The 20,204-nt window shown below is 71.8% G+C and carries 19 protein-coding genes; 14 read left to right on the top strand and 5 right to left on the bottom strand.

The window, feature by feature from the left end:
• The first annotated feature begins 258 nt into the window (after window positions 1-258).
• The 5 genes from AB0472_RS17505 to AB0472_RS17485 all read left to right on the top strand — a co-directional run bounded on the left by AB0472_RS17505 (window position 259) and on the right by AB0472_RS17485 (window position 4,475).
• Window positions 259-1,278, top strand: a complete 1,020-nt coding sequence (locus AB0472_RS17505; RefSeq protein WP_366357336.1) for a sugar ABC transporter substrate-binding protein — start codon at window positions 259-261, stop codon at window positions 1,276-1,278.
• A complete protein-coding gene (locus AB0472_RS17500) occupies window positions 1,278-2,354 on the top strand; it encodes an ABC transporter permease (RefSeq protein ID WP_366357492.1) in 1,077 nt (358 codons plus the stop codon). Before AB0472_RS17505 ends, AB0472_RS17500 begins: the two co-directional genes overlap by 1 nt.
• Window positions 2,355-2,358: 4 nt before the next feature.
• A complete protein-coding gene (locus AB0472_RS17495) occupies window positions 2,359-3,270 on the top strand; it encodes an ATP-binding cassette domain-containing protein (RefSeq protein WP_366357335.1) in 912 nt (303 codons plus the stop codon).
• Window positions 3,271-3,274: 4 nt separating this feature from the next.
• Window positions 3,275-4,177, top strand: coding sequence for a sugar phosphate isomerase/epimerase (locus AB0472_RS17490; protein ID WP_366357334.1), 903 nt, complete (start codon window positions 3,275-3,277; stop codon window positions 4,175-4,177).
• A gap of 127 nt (window positions 4,178-4,304) precedes the next feature.
• Entirely contained in the window at window positions 4,305-4,475 is a 171-nt protein-coding gene (locus AB0472_RS17485) for a hypothetical protein (protein WP_366357333.1), read from the top strand.
• Between the two features lie 324 nt (window positions 4,476-4,799).
• Here the strand turns inward: AB0472_RS17485 and AB0472_RS17480 are convergent, their stop codons facing one another.
• Both AB0472_RS17480 and AB0472_RS17475 read right to left on the bottom strand, forming a co-directional pair.
• Window positions 4,800-5,804: a Gfo/Idh/MocA family oxidoreductase gene (locus AB0472_RS17480; RefSeq protein ID WP_366357332.1), complete on the bottom strand. Its 1,005-nt coding sequence runs from the start codon at window positions 5,802-5,804 to the stop codon at window positions 4,800-4,802.
• Window positions 5,805-5,919: 115 nt separating this feature from the next.
• Window positions 5,920-7,086, bottom strand: a complete 1,167-nt coding sequence (locus AB0472_RS17475; protein ID WP_366357331.1) for a phytanoyl-CoA dioxygenase family protein — start codon at window positions 7,084-7,086, stop codon at window positions 5,920-5,922.
• A 122-nt stretch (window positions 7,087-7,208) separates the two neighbouring features.
• On the opposite strand from AB0472_RS17475, the gene AB0472_RS17470 reads away from it, so the two are divergent.
• Window positions 7,209-8,240, top strand: coding sequence for a LacI family DNA-binding transcriptional regulator (locus tag AB0472_RS17470; RefSeq protein WP_366357330.1), 1,032 nt, complete (start codon window positions 7,209-7,211; stop codon window positions 8,238-8,240).
• Window positions 8,241-8,267: 27 nt separating this feature from the next.
• Here AB0472_RS17470 and AB0472_RS17465 read toward each other — a convergent pair whose 3' ends face one another.
• Entirely contained in the window at window positions 8,268-8,615 is a 348-nt protein-coding gene (locus AB0472_RS17465) for a cupin domain-containing protein (RefSeq protein ID WP_366357329.1), read from the bottom strand.
• Between the two features lie 130 nt (window positions 8,616-8,745).
• On the opposite strand from AB0472_RS17465, the gene AB0472_RS17460 reads away from it, so the two are divergent.
• From AB0472_RS17460 to AB0472_RS17450, 3 genes are all read left to right on the top strand, one after another.
• Complete coding sequence (locus AB0472_RS17460; protein WP_366357328.1) at window positions 8,746-9,258, top strand: hypothetical protein; 513 nt, start codon at window positions 8,746-8,748, stop codon at window positions 9,256-9,258.
• Window positions 9,259-9,351: 93 nt separating this feature from the next.
• Window positions 9,352-10,209: a dioxygenase gene (locus AB0472_RS17455; RefSeq protein WP_366357327.1), complete on the top strand. Its 858-nt coding sequence runs from the start codon at window positions 9,352-9,354 to the stop codon at window positions 10,207-10,209.
• A gap of 5 nt (window positions 10,210-10,214) precedes the next feature.
• Window positions 10,215-11,276: a maleylacetate reductase gene (locus AB0472_RS17450; protein WP_366357491.1), complete on the top strand. Its 1,062-nt coding sequence runs from the start codon at window positions 10,215-10,217 to the stop codon at window positions 11,274-11,276.
• 29 nt (window positions 11,277-11,305) lie between these two features.
• Here the strand turns inward: AB0472_RS17450 and AB0472_RS17445 are convergent, their stop codons facing one another.
• Together AB0472_RS17445 and AB0472_RS17440 are read right to left on the bottom strand one after the other, a co-directional pair.
• Complete coding sequence (locus AB0472_RS17445) at window positions 11,306-11,671, bottom strand: metalloregulator ArsR/SmtB family transcription factor (protein WP_351485864.1); 366 nt, start codon at window positions 11,669-11,671, stop codon at window positions 11,306-11,308.
• A gap of 196 nt (window positions 11,672-11,867) precedes the next feature.
• Window positions 11,868-12,242, bottom strand: a complete 375-nt coding sequence (locus AB0472_RS17440; protein ID WP_351710318.1) for a hypothetical protein — start codon at window positions 12,240-12,242, stop codon at window positions 11,868-11,870.
• A gap of 939 nt (window positions 12,243-13,181) precedes the next feature.
• Here AB0472_RS17440 and AB0472_RS17435 point away from each other — a divergent pair.
• The 5 genes from AB0472_RS17435 (at window position 13,182) to AB0472_RS17415 (ending at window position 20,204) form a co-directional block, all read left to right on the top strand.
• Window positions 13,182-14,660, top strand: coding sequence for a sugar transferase (locus AB0472_RS17435; RefSeq protein ID WP_366357326.1), 1,479 nt, complete (start codon window positions 13,182-13,184; stop codon window positions 14,658-14,660).
• Between the two features lie 73 nt (window positions 14,661-14,733).
• On the top strand, window positions 14,734-16,059 hold the full coding sequence (locus tag AB0472_RS17430; protein WP_366357325.1) for a nucleotide sugar dehydrogenase: 1,326 nt from the start codon (window positions 14,734-14,736) through the stop codon (window positions 16,057-16,059).
• Window positions 16,049-17,314: a glycosyltransferase family 4 protein gene (locus tag AB0472_RS17425; RefSeq protein ID WP_366357324.1), complete on the top strand. Its 1,266-nt coding sequence runs from the start codon at window positions 16,049-16,051 to the stop codon at window positions 17,312-17,314. Before AB0472_RS17430 ends, AB0472_RS17425 begins: the two co-directional genes overlap by 11 nt.
• Window positions 17,311-18,681, top strand: a complete 1,371-nt coding sequence (locus tag AB0472_RS17420; protein ID WP_366357323.1) for a polysaccharide biosynthesis protein — start codon at window positions 17,311-17,313, stop codon at window positions 18,679-18,681. The genes AB0472_RS17425 and AB0472_RS17420 overlap by 4 nt, the downstream gene beginning before the upstream one ends.
• Window positions 18,678-20,204, top strand: coding sequence for a Wzz/FepE/Etk N-terminal domain-containing protein (locus tag AB0472_RS17415; protein ID WP_366357322.1), 1,527 nt, complete (start codon window positions 18,678-18,680; stop codon window positions 20,202-20,204). The genes AB0472_RS17420 and AB0472_RS17415 overlap by 4 nt, the downstream gene beginning before the upstream one ends.

Below are 20,204 nucleotides of genomic sequence, written 5' to 3'. Positions count from 1 at the left end.
GGGTACGTCGGGCGGGAGCGGGTAGGCACGTGGGCGGATGCCTCTCAGGTGTAGATCGGGGCGGGCCGCGCTGTCAATGGTTTGTACTTACATTCGGACCTGAATGTGAAATGATGTCTTAACAAAGTATTGACAGCGGGCCTCGCAGGGACTTGTATCCCGTCCCAACGCACAGCAGTGACCCGGACCACTTCCGTCGGTCCGGGCCCGGGGATCCGCCGGATCCCTGCCTTCTCCGCTCGCACAGTGAGGTGCAGGATGGACCGCTCTTCCCAGTCCCGTTCGCGCAGGCTGGCCCCGATCGTGGCCGTCGCCGCGGCGGCAGCCCTGACCCTCGCAGGCTGCTCCAGCAGCTCCGGCGGAAAGAAGTCCGAAGAGGGAGGTGCGGCGGCCTCCGCCGGCAAGGCGTCCACCCCCCGCATGACGGTCGCGCTGGTCACCCACCAGGCGCCGGGCGACACCTTCTGGGACATCGTCCGCAAGGGGGCCCAGGCCGCCGCCGACAAGGACAACATCAAGCTCGTCTACTCCGCCGACCCGAACGCGGGCAACCAGGCCAACCTGGTGCAGAACGCGATCGACCAGAAGGTCGACGGGATCGCCGTCACCCTCGCCAAGCCGGACGCCATGAAGGACGTCGTCGCCAAGGCCAACGCCGCAAAGATCCCGGTCGTGGGCCTCAACTCCGGTCTGAGCGACTGGAAGAAGCTCGGGCTGCTGGAGTTCTTCGGCCAGGACGAGACGGTCGCGGGCGAGGCGCTCGGCAACCGGCTGAACTCCGAGGGCGCGAAGAAGGTCGTCTGTGTCATCCAGGAGCAGGGCAACGTCGGTCTCACCCAGCGCTGCGACGGTGTGAAGAAGACGTTCTCGGGGACGACGGAGACCCTGTACGTCGACGGCACCTCGCCGACCGCGGTCAAGTCGACGATCACCGCCAAGCTCACGCAGGACAAGGCCATCGACCACGTGGTCACGCTCGGTGCCCCGATCGCGCTGATCGCCGTGCAGTCGGTGTCCGACGGGGGCAGCAAGGCGAAGGTCGCCACCTTCGACCTCAACAAGGACCTGACCACGGCCATCAGCAAGGGGACCATCGAGTTCGCCGTGGACCAGCAGCCCTACCTCCAGGGCTACCTGGCGATCGACTCGCTGTGGCTCTACAAGAACAACGGCAACTACAGCGGCGGCGGTGAGCAGCCGGTGCTGACCGGCCCGGCCTTCGTCGACAAGTCCAACGTCGACAAGGTCGCCGAGTTCGCCGCGAAGGGCACCCGGTGATCGGTATGAGTCAGCAGGCACAGCCGGCGGTGGCGACGCCGCCGGCCCCGGGCCCGAAGGAGAAGGACGGGCGGACCGCGCAGCGCCCCCTGGCGCTGCGCATCCTCGCCCGGCCGGACGTCGGCGTCTTCCTCGGTGCCGTCGCGGTCTACGTCTTCTTCCTGGTCGCGGCACCACCGGTGCGCGAGGCCAGCTCGATGGCGAACATCCTCTACCAGTCCTCGACCATCGGCATCATGGCGCTGCCGGTCGCCCTGCTGATGATCGGCGGCGAGTTCGACCTCTCCGCCGGCGTCGCGGTGGTCAGCTCGGCCCTCACCGCCGCCATGCTCAGCTACCAGCTGACCCTGAACGTCTGGGCGGGCGTGATCGTCGCGCTCGTCGTGTCGCTGGGCATCGGCTTCCTCAACGGCTGGCTCGTCGTCAAGACCGGACTGCCCAGCTTCCTGATCACCCTGGGCAGCTTCCTGATCCTCCAGGGCGTGAACCTCGCGGTGACCAAGCTGGTCACCGGCAACGTCGCCACCGACGACATCAGCAACATGGACGGCTTCGGACAGGCCAAGGCGATCTTCGCGTCGTCCTTCGACATCGGCGGCGTCCAGGTGAAGATCACCATCTTCTGGTGGCTGTTCTTCGCCGCCATCGCCACCTGGGTGCTGCTGCGCACCAGGTACGGCAACTGGATCTTCGCGGTCGGCGGCAACAAGGAGAGCGCCCGCGCGGTCGGCGTCCCGGTGAACTTCACCAAGATCTCGCTGTTCATGCTGGTCGGCTTCGGCGCCTGGTTCGTCGGCATGCACCAGCTGTTCTCCTTCAACACCGTGCAGTCCGGCGAGGGCGTGGGCCAGGAGCTGATCTACATCTCCGCCGCGGTCATCGGCGGCTGCCTGCTGACCGGCGGCGCGGGTTCGGCGATCGGCCCGGTCTTCGGCGCCTTCATGTTCGGCATGGTCCAGCAGGGCATCGTCTACGCGGGCTGGAACCCCGACTGGTTCAAGGCCTTCCTCGGCGTGATGCTCCTCGGCGCCGTGATGATCAACCTGTGGGTCCAGCGGACCGCGACCAGGAGGTGACCCGATGACTGACAACACCACCGGAACCCACGGGGCCGTCCTCCAGGACGAGGCGTCCGCCGACGGCGGCCCGATCGTCGAACTGCGCGGCGCCGGCAAGTCCTACGGCAACATCCGCGCCCTGCACGGCGTCGACCTCAAGGTCTTCCCGAACCGGGTGACCTGCGTCCTCGGTGACAACGGCGCCGGCAAGTCCACCCTCATCAAGATCATCTCCGGGCTGCACCAGCACACCGAGGGCGACTTCCTCGTCGACGGCACCCCGGTCCGCTTCTCCACCCCGCGCGAGGCCCTCGACAAGGGCATCGCCACCGTCTACCAGGACCTCGCCACCGTCCCCCTGATGCCGGTGTGGCGGAACTTCTTCCTCGGTTCCGAGATGACCAAGGGCCCCTGGCCCGTGCGCCGTCTCGACATCGCCAGGATGAAGGAGACCGCGGACCGCGAACTGCGCAACATGGGCATCGTCCTGGACGACCTCGACCAGCCCATCGGCACCCTCTCGGGCGGCCAGCGCCAGTGCGTGGCCATCGCCCGCGCCGTGTACTTCGGCGCCCGCGTCCTCATCCTGGACGAGCCGACGGCCGCCCTCGGCGTCAAGCAGTCCGGCGTGGTCCTGAAGTACATCGCCGCCGCCCGCGAACGCGGCCTCGGCGTCATCTTCATCACCCACAACCCGCACCACGCCTACATGGTCGGCGACCACTTCAGCGTCCTGCGCCTCGGCACCCTCGAACTCTCCGCCGAGCGCAGCGACATCACCCTGGAGGAACTCACCAACCACATGGCCGGCGGCGCCGAACTCGCGGCCCTCAAGCACGAGCTGTCCCAGGTGCGCGGGGTCGACACCGAGGAACTCCCCGAGGAGGAAGACCTCGCCGCTCCCGCCGGGGCCGGTCCGGAAGGGACGTCGTGACCCCATGACCACCCCCCTCGACCGCATCCGGGTCGGCTCGGCCCCCGACTCCTGGGGCGTCTGGTTCCCGGACGACCCCGGGCAGGTCCCCTGGGAACGCTTCCTCGACGAGGTCGCGGAGGCCGGCTACTCCTGGATCGAACTCGGCCCCTACGGCTACCTCCCGACCGACCCGGCCCGCCTCACCGACGAGATCGCGAAGCGGGACCTGAAGGTCTCGGCGGGCACGGTCTTCACCGGCCTGCACCGCGGCCCCGCCGTCTGGGAGTCCACCTGGGAGCACGTCAGCCAGGTCGCCGCGCTCACCCGGGCCATGGGCGCGAGGCACCTGGTGGTCATCCCGTCCTTCTGGCGCGACGACAGGACCGCCGAGATCCTGGAGCCGCCGGAGCTGACCGGCGAGCAGTGGGCGCACCTGACCAAGGGCATGGAGCGGCTCGGCCACGAGGTCAAGGAGGCGTACGGCCTGGACATCGTCGTCCACCCGCACGCCGACACCCACATCGACACCGAGGACCATGTCGAGCGCTTCCTCGACTCGACCGACACCGACCTGGTCAACCTCTGCCTGGACACCGGTCACTACGCCTACTGCGGCGGCGACAGCGTCAAGCTGATCGAGACCTACGGCGAGCGGATCGGTTACCTCCACCTCAAGCAGGTGGACCCGGCGGTCCTCGCCGACGTCCAGGCCCAGGGCATCCCGTTCGGGCCCGCCGTGGCCCGGGGTGTGATGTGCGAACCGCCGGCCGGGGTGCCGGAGCTGGGCCCGGTGCTGGCGGCGGCTCAGCGGCTGGGGGTCGACCTGTTCGCGATCGTCGAACAGGACATGTACCCCTGCGAGCCGGACAAGCCGCTGCCCATCGCGGTGCGCACCCGGAGGTTCCTGCGGTCCTGCGGCGCCTGACGGCCGCTTCCCCGGGCCGTGGACCACTCCACGGACCCCGCGCGCCCCGGCGGGTTCGGGAACACCCGCCGGGGCGCGCGCGTTCGGCAAGCGACGGGTGACGCCCGCTACGACGGGGAGGACGAACATGAGCCACGAGGAGACCGCGGCCGAGGCCGTGACACGCAAGGAGCGGTTCGGCGCGCTGCCGGAGCGGATCCGCCCCGAGGACATGGTGGAGACCAGGCCCGCGACCGGGCACGACCCGGACCGGGACGCCTACGACCCGGACGAGTTCGCGGTGCGCTACGGCCTCTGAGCCGCCGCCGGGAGTCGGACCGCGCCGTGGACGAGCGGACTTCCCGGCGCGGTCCAGGACGGTCCGCCGCGCCGCCTTCTCGATGGTGTGCCGGTTGCGCCGGCCCGGCGCCGGGGCGATCTCGTCGGTGACGCCCTGCGAGGCCTACGACGACGGGCTCGCGGGGTTCGCGGCCGCCGTCGTCACCACCGGCCGAACCCGCCGCGGCGGCCGCACGCAGCACCCGGTCGACGTCCTTCGTCGCGGCGTCCCGGTCGGGGCCGGCAGTGGCGGGGCGGGGCGTCCGCCGGCCCCGCCCCGCCGTCGTACGGAGGTCCGCGGGTGTCAGGCCCCGCGGACCTCCGCGATCGTCACCGGCCGGTGCTCGTGCAGGGACAGCGTGCAGGCGTCGGCGATCCAGCCGGCCTCCAGCGCGTCCTCGACCGTGCACGGGGACGGCCGGGTGCCCGCCACGACCTCGGTGAACGCGGTGAGCTCGGCGCGGTAGGCCGCCGTGAACCGGTCCATGAAGAAGTCGTGCGGGGTGCCCGCCGGGAAGGTCACGCCGGGCTCCACCGAGCGCAGCGGGAGCTTGTCCTCCAGGCCGACGGCGATGGAGTCGGCGAAGCCGTGCAGCTCCATGCGGACGTCGTAACCGCGGGCGTTGTGCCGGGAGTTGGAGACCACCGCGATGGTGCCGTCGTCGAGGGTGAGGATCGCGCCGGTGGTGTCGGCGTCGCCGGCCTCCCTGATGTAGTCGGCGCCCCGGTTGCCGCCGACCGCGTACACCTCGGTGACCTCGCGGCCGGTGACCCAGCGGATGATGTCGAAGTCGTGCACGGAGCAGTCCCGGAAGATCCCGCCGGAGGCGGCGATGTACGCGGCCGGCGGCGGGGCCGGGTCCAGGGTGGTGGAGCGCACGGTGTGCAGCTTGCCGAGCTCGCCTGCCTGAACGGCGGCCCGTGCGGCGACGAAGCCCGCGTCGAAGCGGCGGTTGTAGCCGATCTGGATCGGCACCCCCCTGCCCTGGACGGCCTGGAGGACCTCGACGCCCTCGGCCATCGTCTTCGCCACCGGCTTCTCGCAGAAGACCGGCACACCGGCCTCGACCCCGGCCAGGATCAGGGCCGGGTGGGCGTCGGTGGCGGCGGCCACGACGATGCCGTCCACGCCGGCCGCCAGCAGCGCCTCGGGCGAGTCCACGACCTCGGCACCGAACCTCTCCGCGGCGGCCTTGGCCGCGTCCGCGAACGGATCGGTGAAGACGAGCGACTCGACGACGTCGAGCCCGGAGAGGGTCTCGGCATGAAAAGCACCGATACGGCCGAGGCCGAGGATTCCGATACGCATTGAGTGTTGCTCCTTGATGGTGATGAAGAGTCGGTCGGCAGGCGCCCCGTAAGGGACGCGGGGAACTGCGCGACCAGCCACGACGAACCCGCGGACGACTACGGCCTGTCGCCCCTCAGCTCTCCCGCCGTACCGCGGCGTGCCGCAACCCGTCCCGCAGCACCCGCGGCGCCCACCCCTCCCGCAGCGCCCGCCGCACCAGGTCCGCCTGCGAGGGCGGGGCCATGCCGTCGACCGGCGGGTCGCTGTCGAGGTTGGTCGGGAACGGGTAGCCCTCGGCGCTCGCGGCGATGACGTTTTCCAGCCACGCCTCGCCCGCTCCCTCCGAACGGCGCCGGCGCAGCACCGGGTAGACCGCGTTGGCCACCGCCTCCCGGTCCACGCTCTCCATGGGCCGCCCGAACGCCGAGGACACCTGCAGCAGGTTGGCCGTCCGGCGCACGTCGAGGGTCCGGTTGGTGCCGGCCGCGTGGAACACCGCAGGGTTGAAGAACACCGCGTCGCCCTTCGCGAGCGCCAGCTGCACATGGCGGGCCCTGAAGTACTCCTGGAACTCCGGCCGCCGCCAGGCCAGGTAGCCGGGCTCGTACGTCTGCGAGTACGGCAGGTACATCGTCGGCCCCGACTCCACCGGCATGTCGCAGTGCGCGACCGCGCCCTGGAGGGTGAGCACGGGGGAGAGGCGGTGCACGTGCGCCGGGTAGGCCTCCGCCTGCTCGTCGGAGAGGAAACCCAGGTGGTAGTCGCGGTGCGCGGTCTGCGCCGCCCCGCCCGGGTTGACCACGTTGACCTGCGAGGTGATCTGGTAGCCGGGGCCCAGCCAGGCCCGGGAGACCAGGGCCACGACGTCGTTGGCGTAGTAGTCGGCGAACGCCTCCGGGTCGTAGAGCGCCGCCTTCTCCAGGGCGTTCCACACCCGCTCGTTCGCCCCGGGCGTCGCGAAGTGGTCACCGGCCCCCGCGCCGGACTCGTGCTGCTCCGAGATGAGCGCCTCGAACACCGCGGTGGCCCGGTCGATGACCGCCGGGTCGGGGAACGCGCCCCTGAAGACGACGACGCCCGGACCGTCGGCCAGGGCGCGGACGAGCTCGGTCCGGATCCCGTGGTCCGCGTCGGCGGTGCGCAGCCGCTCGCCGTCGTAGACGAGGACGTTGCCCTCGACGGCCGAGGCGTGCGGGTACCCGGCCGGGTCCGTGGTCCGCTCGACCAGGGCACGGAAGGCGTCGAGGTCGCAGTCCTGCTGAGAGAGCCAGGAGCGGCCCTGTTCGGCGGCTAGGGACATCGATGTCCTGCTTTCGGTCACGGCCATGGTCTCGGCCACGGCGGGGCTCTGCCATTCTTGTCAGCACAAACCCCTCGAACAACCAGCAGCGACCCGTCAAAAACCCCTCAAGGAGGCAGCCCGTGGGCCACCCCTTCCCCATCCGTGAGATCGCCCGGCAGGCAGGGCTCAGCGAGGCCACCGTGGACCGGGTCCTGAACGGCAGGGGCGGCGTCCGGGAGAGCACCGCCCGCGAGGTGGAGCGGGCCATCGCCGATCTGGACCGGCAGCGCACCCAGGTCCGGCTGGTGGGCCGCACCTTCATGGTCGACATCGTGATGCAGGCGCCCGAACGGTTCACCACGGCCGTCCGGGGCGCCCTGGAGGCCGAGCTGCCGGCCCTGCACCCGGCGGTGGTGCGCTCCCGGTTCCACTTCCGGGAGACCGGGCCGGTCGCGGAGCTGGTGCGGACGCTGGACCGGATAGCCCGCCGCGGCTCGCAGGGCGTGATCCTCAAGGCACCGGACGTCCCCGAGATCACCGCCGCCGTGGGGCGCCTCAGGTCGGCGGACATCCCCGTCGTCACCCTCGTCACCGACCTGCCCGCCAGCGGCCGGCTGGCCTACGTCGGCAGCGACAACCGGGCCGCGGGCGCCACCGCCGCCTACCTGATGGGCCAGTGGCTCGGCGACCGGCCCGGCAACGTCCTCACCAGTCTGAGCAGCGGCTTCTTCCGCAACGAGGAGGAGCGCGAGATGGGCTTCCGCAGCGCCATGCGGGCCCGGCACCCCGAGCGCACGCTGGTGGAGATCGCCGAGGGGCAGGGTCTGGACGCCACCCAGTACGACCTGGTCCGGGCCGCCCTGGAACGCGACCCGGAGATCCGCGCCGTCTACTCGATCGGCGGCGGGAACATCGCCACCCTGCGTGCCTTCGCCGACCTGGACCGCGAGTGCGCCGTGTTCGTCGCCCACGACCTCGACCACGACAACACCCGGCTGCTGCGCGAGCACCGGCTGTCCGCCGTCCTCCACCACGACCTGCGCCAGGACATGCGCGAGGCGTGCCACCTGGTGATGCGCGCCCAGGGCGCGCTGCCTCCGGCGGGCCCGACCCTGCCGTCGGCGATCCAGGTGGTCACGCCCTACAACATGCCGGCGGCCACCACCCGCTGAGCGCGCCCACGGCTCGCCGGCCGCGGCTCACAGACTGATCGCGTACGCCTTGCGCAGCGTCTCGTGCACCGTCCAGGTGGTGCGGTCGCCCGCGCGCAGGACGGCCATGTCGCCGGGGCCCACGGTGAACGTCGCCCCGCCCTCGACCTCGATGGTCGCCGAGCCGCTGACCACCACGAACAGCTCGTCGGCCTCGGTGTCGGTGACCACCCCCGGGGTGATCTGCCAGATCCCGCGGAGCTGCTTCCCGTCCGCCGACTCCCCGACCACCTTCCCGGTGACCTCGGGCGTTCCGGAGACGATCTGCGCCGGGTCGAGCGGGTCGGGTTCGAGTTCGGCGTCGGGGATGTGCAGGGCGAAGCTGTGCGTCGTCATGCGGCGACCCTAACGAGCCCGCCGGCGGCCCGGGTGTGGACAGGGTGTGCGGCATCCGGCCTGGTAGGAGGACACTTCGTCGCGCCGTGCCCGGTGGCGGCAGGGTCCGGCCCGGGTGATCGTGGAGGACATGGCTGACTGCACGGCGGCCAGGCCGGAGCCGCGAGCGCACGACACCCGCGAGGCCGTCCTGTTCGGCGGGGTCTACGGCGCCGTGCTGGCCTGCTCGATGGTGGCCGCGCTGACCCAGTACGGGCACACCTCCGAGGCCAGCCGCCGCTACGACGCCCTGTGGCTCCTGGTCACCGCCTGCGCCTCCGCCCTGGCCCACGGCTACGCCCACTACATCGCCGAGCGGGCCCCGCACCAGCGCTGGGACGCGCTGCACACCCTGGCGGACGAGTGGCCACTGGTCACGGCCGTGCTGCCCACGGTCCTCCTGCTCGCGGGCGCCGGCTGGGGCTGGTGGCCGCCGAAGGGCGTCGAGTACCCCGCGTTCGTCCTGAACATCGTCATCCTGTTCGGCCTCGGCCTCGTCACCGCCCGACGGTCGCACCGGAGTTGGCCGGCCGCCGTACTGATCGGCACGCTGGACGCGCTGCTCGGGGTGATCGTGGTGGTGGCCAACGCGCTCATCAAGTAGCCGCGGGCGGACGCGCGCGTGGGGACGGTTCATTGAACGGTGAACGGGTTTACGATCACTCAAGGTCACTGTTCCTCCGGGCAAGGAGCCGGCATGACAACCGAAGACGCAGTCACCGCGGAGGCCGTGGACAGCCTGCGGGGCACCGACGACCCGCGGCTGCGCGAGCTGCTCGCCGCGTTGATCCGCCATCTGCACGCCTTCGCGCGCGAGACCCGGCTGACCCGGCGCGAGTGGGAGGCGGCGGTCGCGTTCCTCACCGAGACCGGCCAGACCTGCACGGACACCCGGCAGGAGTTCATCCTGCTCTCCGACGTCCTGGGCCTGTCGATGCTGGTCGAGACGGTCAACGGACACAGCGACCCCGACCGCACCGAGTCGACCGTCCTCGGCCCCTTCCACCTGACCGAGTCCCCGGTCCGGGAGCTCGGCGCCGGCATCGACCTGGTGGGGACCGGTGAACCCTGCGTGGTCAGCGGCGTCGTCCGCTCCGCCGACGGCACCCCGCTGCCGGGCGCGGTCCTGGACGTGTGGCAGGCCGACCCGCACGGCTTCTACGACGTGCAGCAGCCCGACGTCCAGCCGCCGGGCAACGGCCGCGGCCTGTTCACCGCCGACGGCGAGGGCCGCTTCCGGTTCCGCACCTGTGTGCCGAGCGCCTACCCGATCCCGACCGACGGCCCGGTCGGCGCCCTCCTCAAGGCCACCGGACGGCACCCCTACCGCCCCGCCCACATCCACTTCATCGTCTCGGCCGCGGGACACGCGCCGGTCACCACGCACATCTTCGTCGCCGGCGGGGAGTACCTGGACTCCGACGCGGTGTTCGCCGTCAAGGAGAGCCTCGTCAAGGACTTCACCCCGACCGACGACCCCGTCCTGGCCGCGGAGTACGGCGTGCCGAACCCGTTCCGGCACGCCCGCTTCGACCTCGTCCTGGAGCGCTCGTGAACCCCTTGGACTTCGTGTACGAGACCCGTCCCTCCCGAGTGGTGTTCCGGCCCGGGGCCGCGTTCACCGCACCCGCCGAGGAGGCCCGGCACCTCGGTCTGCGGCGCCTTCTCGTGCTCAGCGGCGAGCGGGGCGCGGCGACGGCGCGAGCGGTCGCCGACTCGCTGGGGGATGCCTGCGCGGGGCTGCACACGGGTGCCCGGATGCACGTCCCCGTGGAGGTCGCCGACCGGGGTGTCGAGGCGGCCCGGGCCGCGGGCGCCGACGGCTGCGTGGCGGTCGGCGGCGGTTCGGCCATCGGCCTCGGCAAGGCCGTCGCGCTGCGCACCGGACTCCCGCTGATCGCCGTGCCCTCGACCTACGCGGGCTCCGAGATGACCCCGGTCTGGGGTCTGACCGAGCACGGTGTCAAACGCACCGGCCGCGACCCCGTCGTACTGCCGCGCAGCGTCGTCTACGACCCCGAACTCACCCTCTCCCTGCCCGTCCCGCTCTCGGTGACCAGCGGGATCAACGCCCTCGCGCACGCCGTCGAGGCGCTGTACGCCCCCGACGGCTCGCCGCTCGTCGCGCTGCTGGCCGAGGACGGCGTACGGGCGCTGGCCGGCGCGCTCCCGGAGATCGCCGCGGCCCCGGACGCCGTACCGGCCCGCTCCCGCGCCCTGTACGGCGCCTGGCTGTGCGGGACGTGCCTCGGCGCCACCACCATGGGCCTGCACCACAAGCTGTGCCATGTCCTCGGCGGCACCTTCGGCCTGCCGCACGCCGAGACCCACACCGTCGTCCTGCCCTACGCCCTCGCCTTCAACGCCCCCGCCGCCCCGGACGCGGCCGCCGCCGTCGCCAGGGCCCTCGGCGCCGACGACGCCCCGGCGGCCCTCAGGGAACTCGCGGCCCGTCTGGGCGCGCCCGGCTCCCTCGCCGAACTTGGCCTGAAAGAAGCAGACTTGGCGACTGCCGCCGCCCAGGTCGCCGGACAGCCGTACGCCAACCCGAGACCGGTCACGACCGACGACGCGCTGGCCGTGCTGCGGGCGGCGTACGAGGGGGGCCCGGCCCGGGCGTGACCGCGACCCCTCGGACCCGGAGGCGGCGGTCAGCCGCGGCTGCTCGTGGACATCGGGGGAGCGGACGCATCGGCCTGTCGCAGTTCGGCGAGGAGGACGTTCTGCCCGTCGAGGAGTTCGGTGAGGATACGGCGGGCCGCGCGCAGCAGGTCGGCCACGTCCCCGCCGGCCAACGCGTAGCGGACGGTGGAGCCCTCCCGGGTGGAGACCACGATGCCGGACCGGCGCAGGACGGCCAGTTGCTGCGAGAGGCTGGACGGCTCGATCTCGATGTCGGCGAGGAGATCCCGTACCGGGACGGGCCCGTGCTGGAGCAGTTCCAGGACCCTGATCCGTACCGGGTGCCCGAGCATGCGGAAGAAGTCCGCCTTGGCCTGGTAGAGGGGGACTTGCATGACCGCTCGCTCTCTGCCGGGACGGGTGGGGGCGCCGGGGTGCGGCGGCGCCTCGCGGCACCGCCGCACTGGCCCTGTACGGCCGATCCTTGCCGTCCGGGGCCGTACGCAGACATGAGTTGGAATCATGCTGATGTGGTCACTTGAAGAAGTTTTCACATCATGGGCGCACGAAGCCCCGGAACCTGGACCGTCGTCAGACCTCGAGTTCCTCCTCGACCCGCTTCAGCTGGTGACGGGCCATGGCGAGGTTCGAGCGCTCCTTGTCGAGCACCAGATAGAGGAACAGGCCGTTCCCGCTGCGGCCTGTGATCAGACGGATGAGGTGGTACTGCTTCTCCAGTGTGATCAGGATGTCCTCGATCCGGCTCTTGAGGCCCAGCTCCCCCATCGTGCGCACCTTGGCCCGGATGACATCCGTGTTCCCGGCCGCCGCCACCGTCAGGTCGAGATCCTTGCCTCCGCCCAGTGTGCCCAGGGCCATGCCGCTGGTGTAGTCGACGACCGCGGCTCCCAGTGACCCCTCCACCCCGGCCATCATTTCCTTCAGCGACACTTCCACGCTCGCCATACCGGCGCCTCCCCATTCGAATGTCGACGACGACGGGCCGGCGCTCGCCGGCCCGCCCGATGCAGGGACCGTAGGCCGACGGAAGCGGCGCCGGGACGGAGTCTCCGGGGCTGACGGATGCTGACCGATCGCCGGCGCTTCTAGTCCGTTTGAGCGATGGAAATTGGTTCGATCGAGGCGGGGGCGACGCTTCCCGGCGCTCCGGTCGGGGGCGGCGCGGGCGCTTCCGCGGGTGGAACGGTGAAGATCGTCACGAGGGTGCCGCCCGTCGCCCCGCCGCTGCGGGCGCCGCATCGCGTTCACCGACAACTTCCCGCCGAAAGGCCGTTGAACGGAACCGAGTTGGCGAGGCCGAGGTGTCTTCGCGTCGCCGTGGCGGCAGTTCCGAGATCTTGTGCCGTCGCAGGTCACCGAGGTGGCCCTCGTCGCCGAGGTGTCCGTGGATGATCACCGGTCCGTTGACCCGCTTTCAAAACCCGCGCACAAATTCCACACACCCCCTCTTCAGGCGGTCGTAGATGGTCTAGATTGACCGTGCTTCGCATGCTGGGACACGGGGCGACAAATGATGATCCATGGGTCAGGCGTTGCGGGCGGCCAGTGGCCGCGTCCGTGGCGCGGGGCCCGGGGGTGATCAACTTCCGGGGATCGGGGAGGACTTCGGGTGCGGGGAGCACCTGTGGTCCCGACGGGTTCCCACGCACCCGGAGAGCCTTGTGGAGCAGGCAGTTCCGCCGCGGCACGGGCAGGTTGTGCGGGCAGCGCTGAAGTAGCCGGGATGTCGTACGCGGAGGGCGGGGGCCGTCCGTCGGAGGAACAGCGCGGCGCGGGGAGCCGGGGGGCCTCCCGGGGGCGGAAGCGTACGGGAGGCGGGGGCCTCCCGGGGGGAGGAACGGTGTCAGGGCACCATGTCGAACCACTGGGGACCGGGGGGTTTCTGTGCGGCAGGGGGGACTAGTCGGCCCTTTTCCGTCGGCGCACGAGCGTCTGGCGAACGGGGGAACCAACAGGCCGGCGATCGAATGGGAACAGCGGTACCGGCGTACCGTGATCATCAGCGATACCGTCGCCACGGCCGTCGTGGTGGCGGGCATCGGAGAGTTCTTCGGCGGCCGGGACGCGGCCAACTGGCACGAGAAGTGGGGGATCCTCGCGTTCGGCACCGAACTGCTGGTGCTGTCCGCGCTGGTGGTCGGCCGCTCGTGGGCGCCGGCCGTGCTCGGCCAGGGCGCCGAGGAATTCCGCCGGCTCGGACGCTCGCTGTTCGCGGCGACCGTCGTCCTGGCGCTCGGCGGGATCGCCCTCACCTCACGCAACATCAAACTCTGGATCTTCGTCGCGATCCCCGCGATCGGGCTCGTCACCATGACCGCGCGGTACCTGCTCCGCCTCGATCTGCACAGACGCCGCAAGGACGGCCGGTGCCTGAGACCGGTGCTCGCCGCCGGCAGCCCGGCCACCGTGGGCGACCTGATCACCAGGACCCGCAAGTTCCCGCACATCGGGTGGCGGGTGGAGGCGGTGTGCACGACGGACGGCCGCGGGCTCGACGGTGACGAACTGGACGGCGTCCCGGTCGTCGGCGGACTGGCGGACGTCGCCAAGCACGTCCGCCACGACGGCTACCGCGTCGTCGCGGTCACCCCGGACCCGTACTGGACGCCGGACCGGCTGCAGCGGCTGGCCTGGAACCTGGAGGGCAGCGACGCCGAAATGGTCGTGGCCCCCGTGCTGATGGAGGTGGCCGGCCCGCGGCTGCACGTCGACGCGGTGCTCGGGATCCCGCTGCTGCGGGTCAGCCTGCCGACCTTCACCGGGGGCCGCCGGGCCATCAAGGAAGTCGTCGACCGGGTCGGCGCCGCGCTCCTGCTCATGGTGTTCGCGCCGCTGATGGCGTTCGTCGCCCTGCTCGTGCTGGCCGACAGCCGGGGCGGGGTCTTCTACCGCCAGCGCCGGGTCGGCAAGGACGGCCGGGAGTTCACGATCCTCAAGTTCCGCACCATGGTCGTCGGTGCGCACCGGGCCCGCGCCGAGCTCGCCGACCGCGACGAGGGCGCGGGCCTGCTGTTCAAGGTCCGCCGGGACCCGCGGGTCACCCGGGTGGGAGGCGTGCTGCGCCGGTACTCGATCGACGAACTCCCGCAGCTCTGCAACGTGCTCACCGGAGCGATGTCACTCGTCGGCCCGCGGCCCCCGCTGCCGGAGGAGTGCGCCGCCTACGACCCGGACATCCGGCGGCGGCTGCTGGTCAAGCCGGGACTCACCGGACTGTGGCAGATCAGCGGACGCAGCGACCTGCCGTGGGAGGAGGCGGTCCGCCTGGACCTGCGGTACGTGGAGGACTGGTCGCTCGCCCTCGACACGGTGATCTTGTGGAAGACGATGCGTGCGGTGCTGCACGGGCAGGGGGCCTACTGATGCGCGGGGGATCACGTCCGGCCGACGTGCGGACCACAGGCCACCAGGGCCTGCCTGGGGGGAGGGACGAGTCATGAGGGTCAGCGTTTTCGGGCTCGGCTACGTGGGCTGCGTATCAGCCGCGTGCCTGGCCGGCATGGGCCACGAGGTCATCGGGGTGGACGTCAACCAGGTGAAGGTCGACCTGGTCAACGACGGCAAGGCTCCGGTGGTGGAGGAACGTATCGGCGAACTCCTCGCCGAGGTCGTGCGGACCGGGGCCCTGCGCGCCACCGGCGACGTCCGTGAGGCGATCATGAACAGCGACGTGTCGCTGGTCTGCGTGGGCACGCCGTCGGAGCCCAACGGCAGCCTGTGTACCACGTACCTGGAGCGGGTCACCGAGCAGATCGGCACCGCGCTGGCCGAGGGGGCCAAGAAGGAGGGCCGGCATACCGTCGTCTTCCGCAGCACCATGCTCCCGGGGACCTGCCTGAACCTGCTGGTGCCGATCCTGGAGAAGAACACCGGCGGCACGGCCGGGGTGGACTTCGGGGTCGCGGTCAACCCGGAGTTCCTGCGCGAGGGCACGAGCGTGCGGGACTTCTTCGACCCGCCCAAGACCGTCGTCGGCGAACTCGACCCGGGCAGCGGCGACGCGGTGCTGGAGCTGTACGAGGGCCTGCCCGGCGAGGTGTTCCGGGTGCCGGTGCCGACCGCCGAGGCGATCAAGTACGCGGACAACGCGTTCCACGGCCTCAAGATCGGCTTCGCCAACGAGCTGGGCGCGGTCTGCCAGGCGCTCGGGGTGGACTCGCACCAGGTGATGGACGTGTTCCTGGCCGACCGCAAGCTGAACATCAGCCCCGCCTACCTGCGCCCCGGCTTCGCCTTCGGCGGCTCCTGCCTGCCCAAGGACCTGCGCAGCCTGGTCCACGCGGCGCAGCGGGCCGACGTCTCGGTACCCATCCTCGCCCACGTGCTGACCTCCAACTCCGACCACCTGCAGCGCGCGGTGGACCTGGTCGAGCGCACCGGGAAGCGCCGGGTGGGGATGTTCGGGCTGTCCTTCAAGCCCGGCACCGACGACCTCCGCGAAAGCCCGCTCGTCGAACTGGCGGAGCGCCTCTTCGGCAAGGGCTACGACATCAAGATCTACGACGCCAACGTGAGCCTCTCCCGGCTGATCGGCGCGAACCGCGAGTACATCGAGACCCGGCTGCCGCACCTCGCGCAGCTGCTCGCGGACTCCGTCGAGGAGGTGCTCGACCACGCCGAGGTGTGTCTGGTCGGGACCAGGGAGCCGGCCGTGACGGCGGCGCTGCCGCACGGCGAAGGACCCGTGATCGTCGACCTCGTCCGCCTTCCCGACGCCGAGACGCGCCGGACCGAACCGGGATACATGGGCCTTGCCTGGTAACGCAAGAGGCGGCGCCGGCTCCGGCCGGCGCGCGCTGATCCTCGTGGAGAACCTGTCGGTGCCGTTCGACCGGCGGGTGTGGCAGGAGTGCACGACACTGCGCGACGCGGGCTGGACGGTGCACGTCATCTGTCCGCAGGGCAGCAAGCGCGACACCGAGCCGGAGGCGGTGATCGACGGCGTGCGGATCCACCGCTACCCGCTGCGCGCCGCCACCGGAGGCCCGGCCGGCTACCTGAAGGAGTACGGGTCGGCGCTCTGGCACACGGCCCGGCTGGCCCGCAAGGTCGGCCCGGTCGACGTGGTGCACGCCTGCAACCCGCCCGACCTGCTGTTCCTGCCCGCGCTGTGGCTCAAGCGGCGCGGCGCACGGTTCGTCTTCGACCAGCACGACCTGGTGCCCGAGCTGTACCTCTCCCGCTTCGACCGCGGCAAGGACCTGCTCTACCGCGCCGTCTGCGCACTGGAACGGCGGACCTACAACGCCGCCGACATCGTCCTCGCCACCAACGAGAGCTACCGCGACGTGGCGATACGCCGCGGCGGCCGGCGCCCCGAGGACGTCTTCGTGGTGCGCAGCGCACCCGCCGTCGAGCGGTTCCAGCCGGTGCCGCCCGAACCGGAGTTGAAGCGCGGCAAGCCTCATCTGCTCTGCTACCTCGGTGTCATGGGCCCCCAGGACGGCGTCGACTACGCCCTGCGGGCCCTCGCGAAGCTCCGCGACGACCTGGGCCGGACCGACTGGCACGCGGTGTTCGTCGGCTCCGGCGACGCCTTCGACGCGATGGTGGAGCTGTCCCGGCGGCTCGGGCTCGACGAGCAGGTGGAGTTCACCGGACGGATCCCGGACGCCGACCTGGTGCGCTATCTCTCCACCGCGGACGTCTGCCTCTCGCCCGACCCGTGCAACCCGCTCAACGACGTGTCGACCATGAACAAGGTCCTGGAGTACATGGCGATGGGCCGGCCGATCGTCTCGTTCGACCTGAAGGAAGCCCGCGTCTCCGCCGGCGAGGCCGCGGTCTACGCGGCCGCCGACGACGAGGCCGAGTTCGCCGCGCTCGTCGCGAAGCTCCTCGACGACCCGGACCAGCGGGCCCGGATGGGCAGGATCGGCCAGGAGCGGGTCAGCGGGCCGCTCTCCTGGCGCAACTCGCAGGCATCGCTGCTTGCTGCCTACACCGCCGCCTGCCGTGACCACACCCCGGTGCCGGCGGCCGATCAGGTTCGAACAGGGAAGAGGCAGCGCAGTTGAGCGAGGAATCGATACGTCTGGTCACCATCGGGCGGATATTCCGCCGGCGTTGGCGGTTTCTCGCCGTCCTCGCCGTCGTGGGCGGGCTCGTGGGCTACGGCGCCTCGGTGGTGTTCCCACCGCGGTACACGACGTCGGCGTCCGTGCTGCTGCCGGGACAGTGGGAGGAGCGCGAGCTGCTGACGCAGGTCGACATCGCGACCAGTTCGACGGTGGTCGACCGGGCATCCGCCGCGCTGAACTGGCGGGACGTCAGCGCCGCCGAACTCCGGGACCGGGTGACCGCCTCGGCCGCCGACGGGAACATCATCAAGATCTCCGGTACGGCCGACACCCCGAAGCGCGCGCAGCAGCTCTCCGACCAGGTGGCGGCGCAGTTCGTCAAGTTCGCCGCACGGGTCGCGGGCGGCGGCACCGACTCCGCGGCGGCCACCGAGGCCGAGTCGCTGCGCAAGCAGGTCGAGGAGACCAACCGCCGTATCACCGAACTGGCCGACGCGTCCGATCCGGGGCAGACCGTCGAGGGGGTGCAGGCCCGGACCGAGCTGGAGAAGCTGAGCACCTCGCTGGAGGAGGCCATGACGAAGCTGGACGAGGCCGACCCGGCGACGAACAAGGCCGGCATGGTCGTCATGGGCCCGGCCGCCCGGCCGACCGGCGAGGCGCCGCCGACGCGGATGCAGTTCATCGGCGCGGGAGCCCTGCTGTTCCTCCTGCTCGCGGTCGTCGGCCACCTCGCCGCCGCCCGGATGAACCGCCGGCTGCGCACCGAACCGGAGCTCACCGCGGCGCTGGGCACGGTACTGCTCGGCACCGTGGAGGTGCCCGACCCGGGGCGCGGCGCGCACCGGCCCGAGGACGGCGCCCGGCGCGGCTGGATCCGCCGCCTCCTCGGGACCGACACCCGGTGGGACCTGCCGACCCCGCCGAGATCCGACGACGAGGCCGCTCGGCGAATCCGCTACCGCCGGGTCTGCGCCCGGCTCCGGGACCAACTTCCCGCCCCCCGGCGGCTGCTGGTGGTCGTGCCGGACGGCGACGGGCTCGCCCGGCGGGCCGCCGGACAGCTCGCCGCCGAGGCCAAGAGCGATCCGCAGCTGCGGATCGTCGAGGTCTCCGTGGACCGGCCGATCGTGCCGGACCGCGACACCGAGTCCGGCGCACTCGTCGTCCTCAGCGCCGGCAGCTGGACCGCGGAGGAACTCGCCGGCATCGCCGAGGCCTGCGCGGACGGTCGGCACGAGGTCCTCGGCATCGTCGTCGCCGACCCCGTCCGCGCCCGTGAGACACGACCCGCCGGCCGTCTCCCCGACGACGCCACTCTCGCCCTTGCGGTTCGCGGCCAGGCCACTGGAGGTTCAGCGTGACGACCAGCACGACCGCGGAGTCGTCGGCCGCCACTCCGCTTCTCGACCTGCAGGCCCTGGTGGTGGCGGTGCGCAGGCGCCGCCGCCTCTGGTACGCCACGGCGTTCCTCGGCCTGGTGGCGGGCTCCGGGCTGGCGGTCGCCATGCCGCCGGCGCCGACCGCGGTGACCGAGGTGCTGGTCGCCCACGAAGCGGACCAGCCGAACGACACCGGAACGCTGATCCGCACCGACGTCCAGCTCCTGCAGACCACGCAGATCGCCGACAAGGCCCTGCGGTCCCTCGGGTCCACGGCGAAACCGGAGGACTTCCTGAAGGACTACCGGGGCACCGGCCTGACCAACAACCTGTTGCAGATCACCGTGACCGGCGACACCGACGCCCAGGCGGTGGCCCGCGCCAAGGCGCTGGCCGACGCGTTCGTCGCCGACCACGTGCAGCGGATGCAGCGGACCGCGCAGGCCGAGGCCCAGGCCCTGCTCGACCAGCGGGACCGCATGCGGGACGAACTCGCCCAGGTCAACAAGGAGATCGGGAACCAGTCGGCGGACAGCGACCCGAAGGTGTCGGCGACCCTCGAATCGCTCTTCGCCCGCCGTGCCGAACTCAACTCGCGCATCTCCGACTTCGACGAGCGTGCCGCGGACGCTCGGACCGGCGCACCCCAGGTCGTCGCCGGCACCCAGATCGTGGACACCCCGCGCGCGCTGCGTCAATCCGTGCCCAAGGCCGTCGCCACCGACGGCGCGATCGGCCTCGTCCTCGGGCTCTTCCTCGGGCTCGCGGGGGCCGCGGTCGGCACGGTGGTGGCGGACCGCCCCGTACTGCGCCGGGACATCGCCGCGAACCTGGGCGCCTCGGTCGTCGCGGAACTGCCCCGCAGGCCGGGCAGGCCGTGGCAGCGCCGCCGGACCCGGCTGGCACGCGAACGGCTCGCCGCGTCCCTGGCCCGCACCCTGCGCGGCTCCACGGAACCTGTGTCGCTGCTCGAACTGGGCTGTGCGCGCGCCACGAGCGTGATCGCCCTGGACCTCGCCAGGAACCTGGCGGCGGAGGGGCCGGTGACCCTCGTCGACGCACTGCCCCGTCCGCAGCTGGCGGCCCGCCGTCAGAAGCCCGGCGACCCGGCCGTGGTCGGCGCCGAGCATGCCGCGACCCTGTCCCCGCAGGAGCGCAGGATCGGCGTCGGCTCGGTGGCGCCGGGCACGGCGTGGACCGACCTGCAGTACCTCGGCACCCAGACCGTGCTCGTGGTGCGGGCCGGCCACGGCAGCGCCGCCTGGCTGCACACCGTGGCCCGGCAGCTCGCGGACCAGCGCATCCCGGTCATCGGCGTGGTGCTGATCGACCCCGATCCGCGGGACCGGACCGACGGCACCCTGTGGGACGGGCTGCAGACCGCCCTGCGCGGCCGGAGCGAGCCCCCGGCCCGCCAGCCGGGGGCGGGAACGGGTCAGCGGCGGGCGGAGCGGCAGCCGGTGTGGGCCGTCCGCGGCCCGGACAACGACCAGGAGGCGCGGTAG

It is taken from the genome of Streptomyces sp. NPDC086777 (genome assembly GCF_040702065.1).
GTDB lineage: Bacteria > Actinomycetota > Actinomycetes > Streptomycetales > Streptomycetaceae > Streptomyces.
Note: the sequence above shows the minus strand (reverse complement) of the source record. Positions and strands in the feature narration are given on the sequence as shown.

Bases quoted from the DNA above. Each gene is read 5' to 3' on its own strand.
- AB0472_RS17465 (WP_366357329.1), bottom strand. From the start codon at position 8,615: ATGACGACGCACAGCTTCGCCCTGCACATCCCCGACGCCGAACTCGAA.
- AB0472_RS17495 (WP_366357335.1), top strand. From the start codon at position 2,359: ATGACTGACAACACCACCGGAACCCACGGGGCCGTCCTCCAGGACGAG.
- AB0472_RS17460 (WP_366357328.1), top strand. From the start codon at position 8,746: ATGGCTGACTGCACGGCGGCCAGGCCGGAGCCGCGAGCGCACGACACC.
- AB0472_RS17445 (WP_351485864.1), bottom strand. From the start codon at position 11,671: ATGCAAGTCCCCCTCTACCAGGCCAAGGCGGACTTCTTCCGCATGCTC.
- AB0472_RS17490 (WP_366357334.1), top strand. From the start codon at position 3,275: ATGACCACCCCCCTCGACCGCATCCGGGTCGGCTCGGCCCCCGACTCC.
- AB0472_RS17455 (WP_366357327.1), top strand. From the start codon at position 9,352: ATGACAACCGAAGACGCAGTCACCGCGGAGGCCGTGGACAGCCTGCGG.
- AB0472_RS17475 (WP_366357331.1), bottom strand. From the start codon at position 7,086: ATGTCCCTAGCCGCCGAACAGGGCCGCTCCTGGCTCTCTCAGCAGGAC.
- AB0472_RS17440 (WP_351710318.1), bottom strand. From the start codon at position 12,242: ATGGCGAGCGTGGAAGTGTCGCTGAAGGAAATGATGGCCGGGGTGGAG.
- AB0472_RS17505 (WP_366357336.1), top strand. From the start codon at position 259: ATGGACCGCTCTTCCCAGTCCCGTTCGCGCAGGCTGGCCCCGATCGTG.
- AB0472_RS17485 (WP_366357333.1), top strand. From the start codon at position 4,305: ATGAGCCACGAGGAGACCGCGGCCGAGGCCGTGACACGCAAGGAGCGG.
- AB0472_RS17430 (WP_366357325.1), top strand. From the start codon at position 14,734: ATGAGGGTCAGCGTTTTCGGGCTCGGCTACGTGGGCTGCGTATCAGCC.
- AB0472_RS17480 (WP_366357332.1), bottom strand. From the start codon at position 5,804: ATGCGTATCGGAATCCTCGGCCTCGGCCGTATCGGTGCTTTTCATGCC.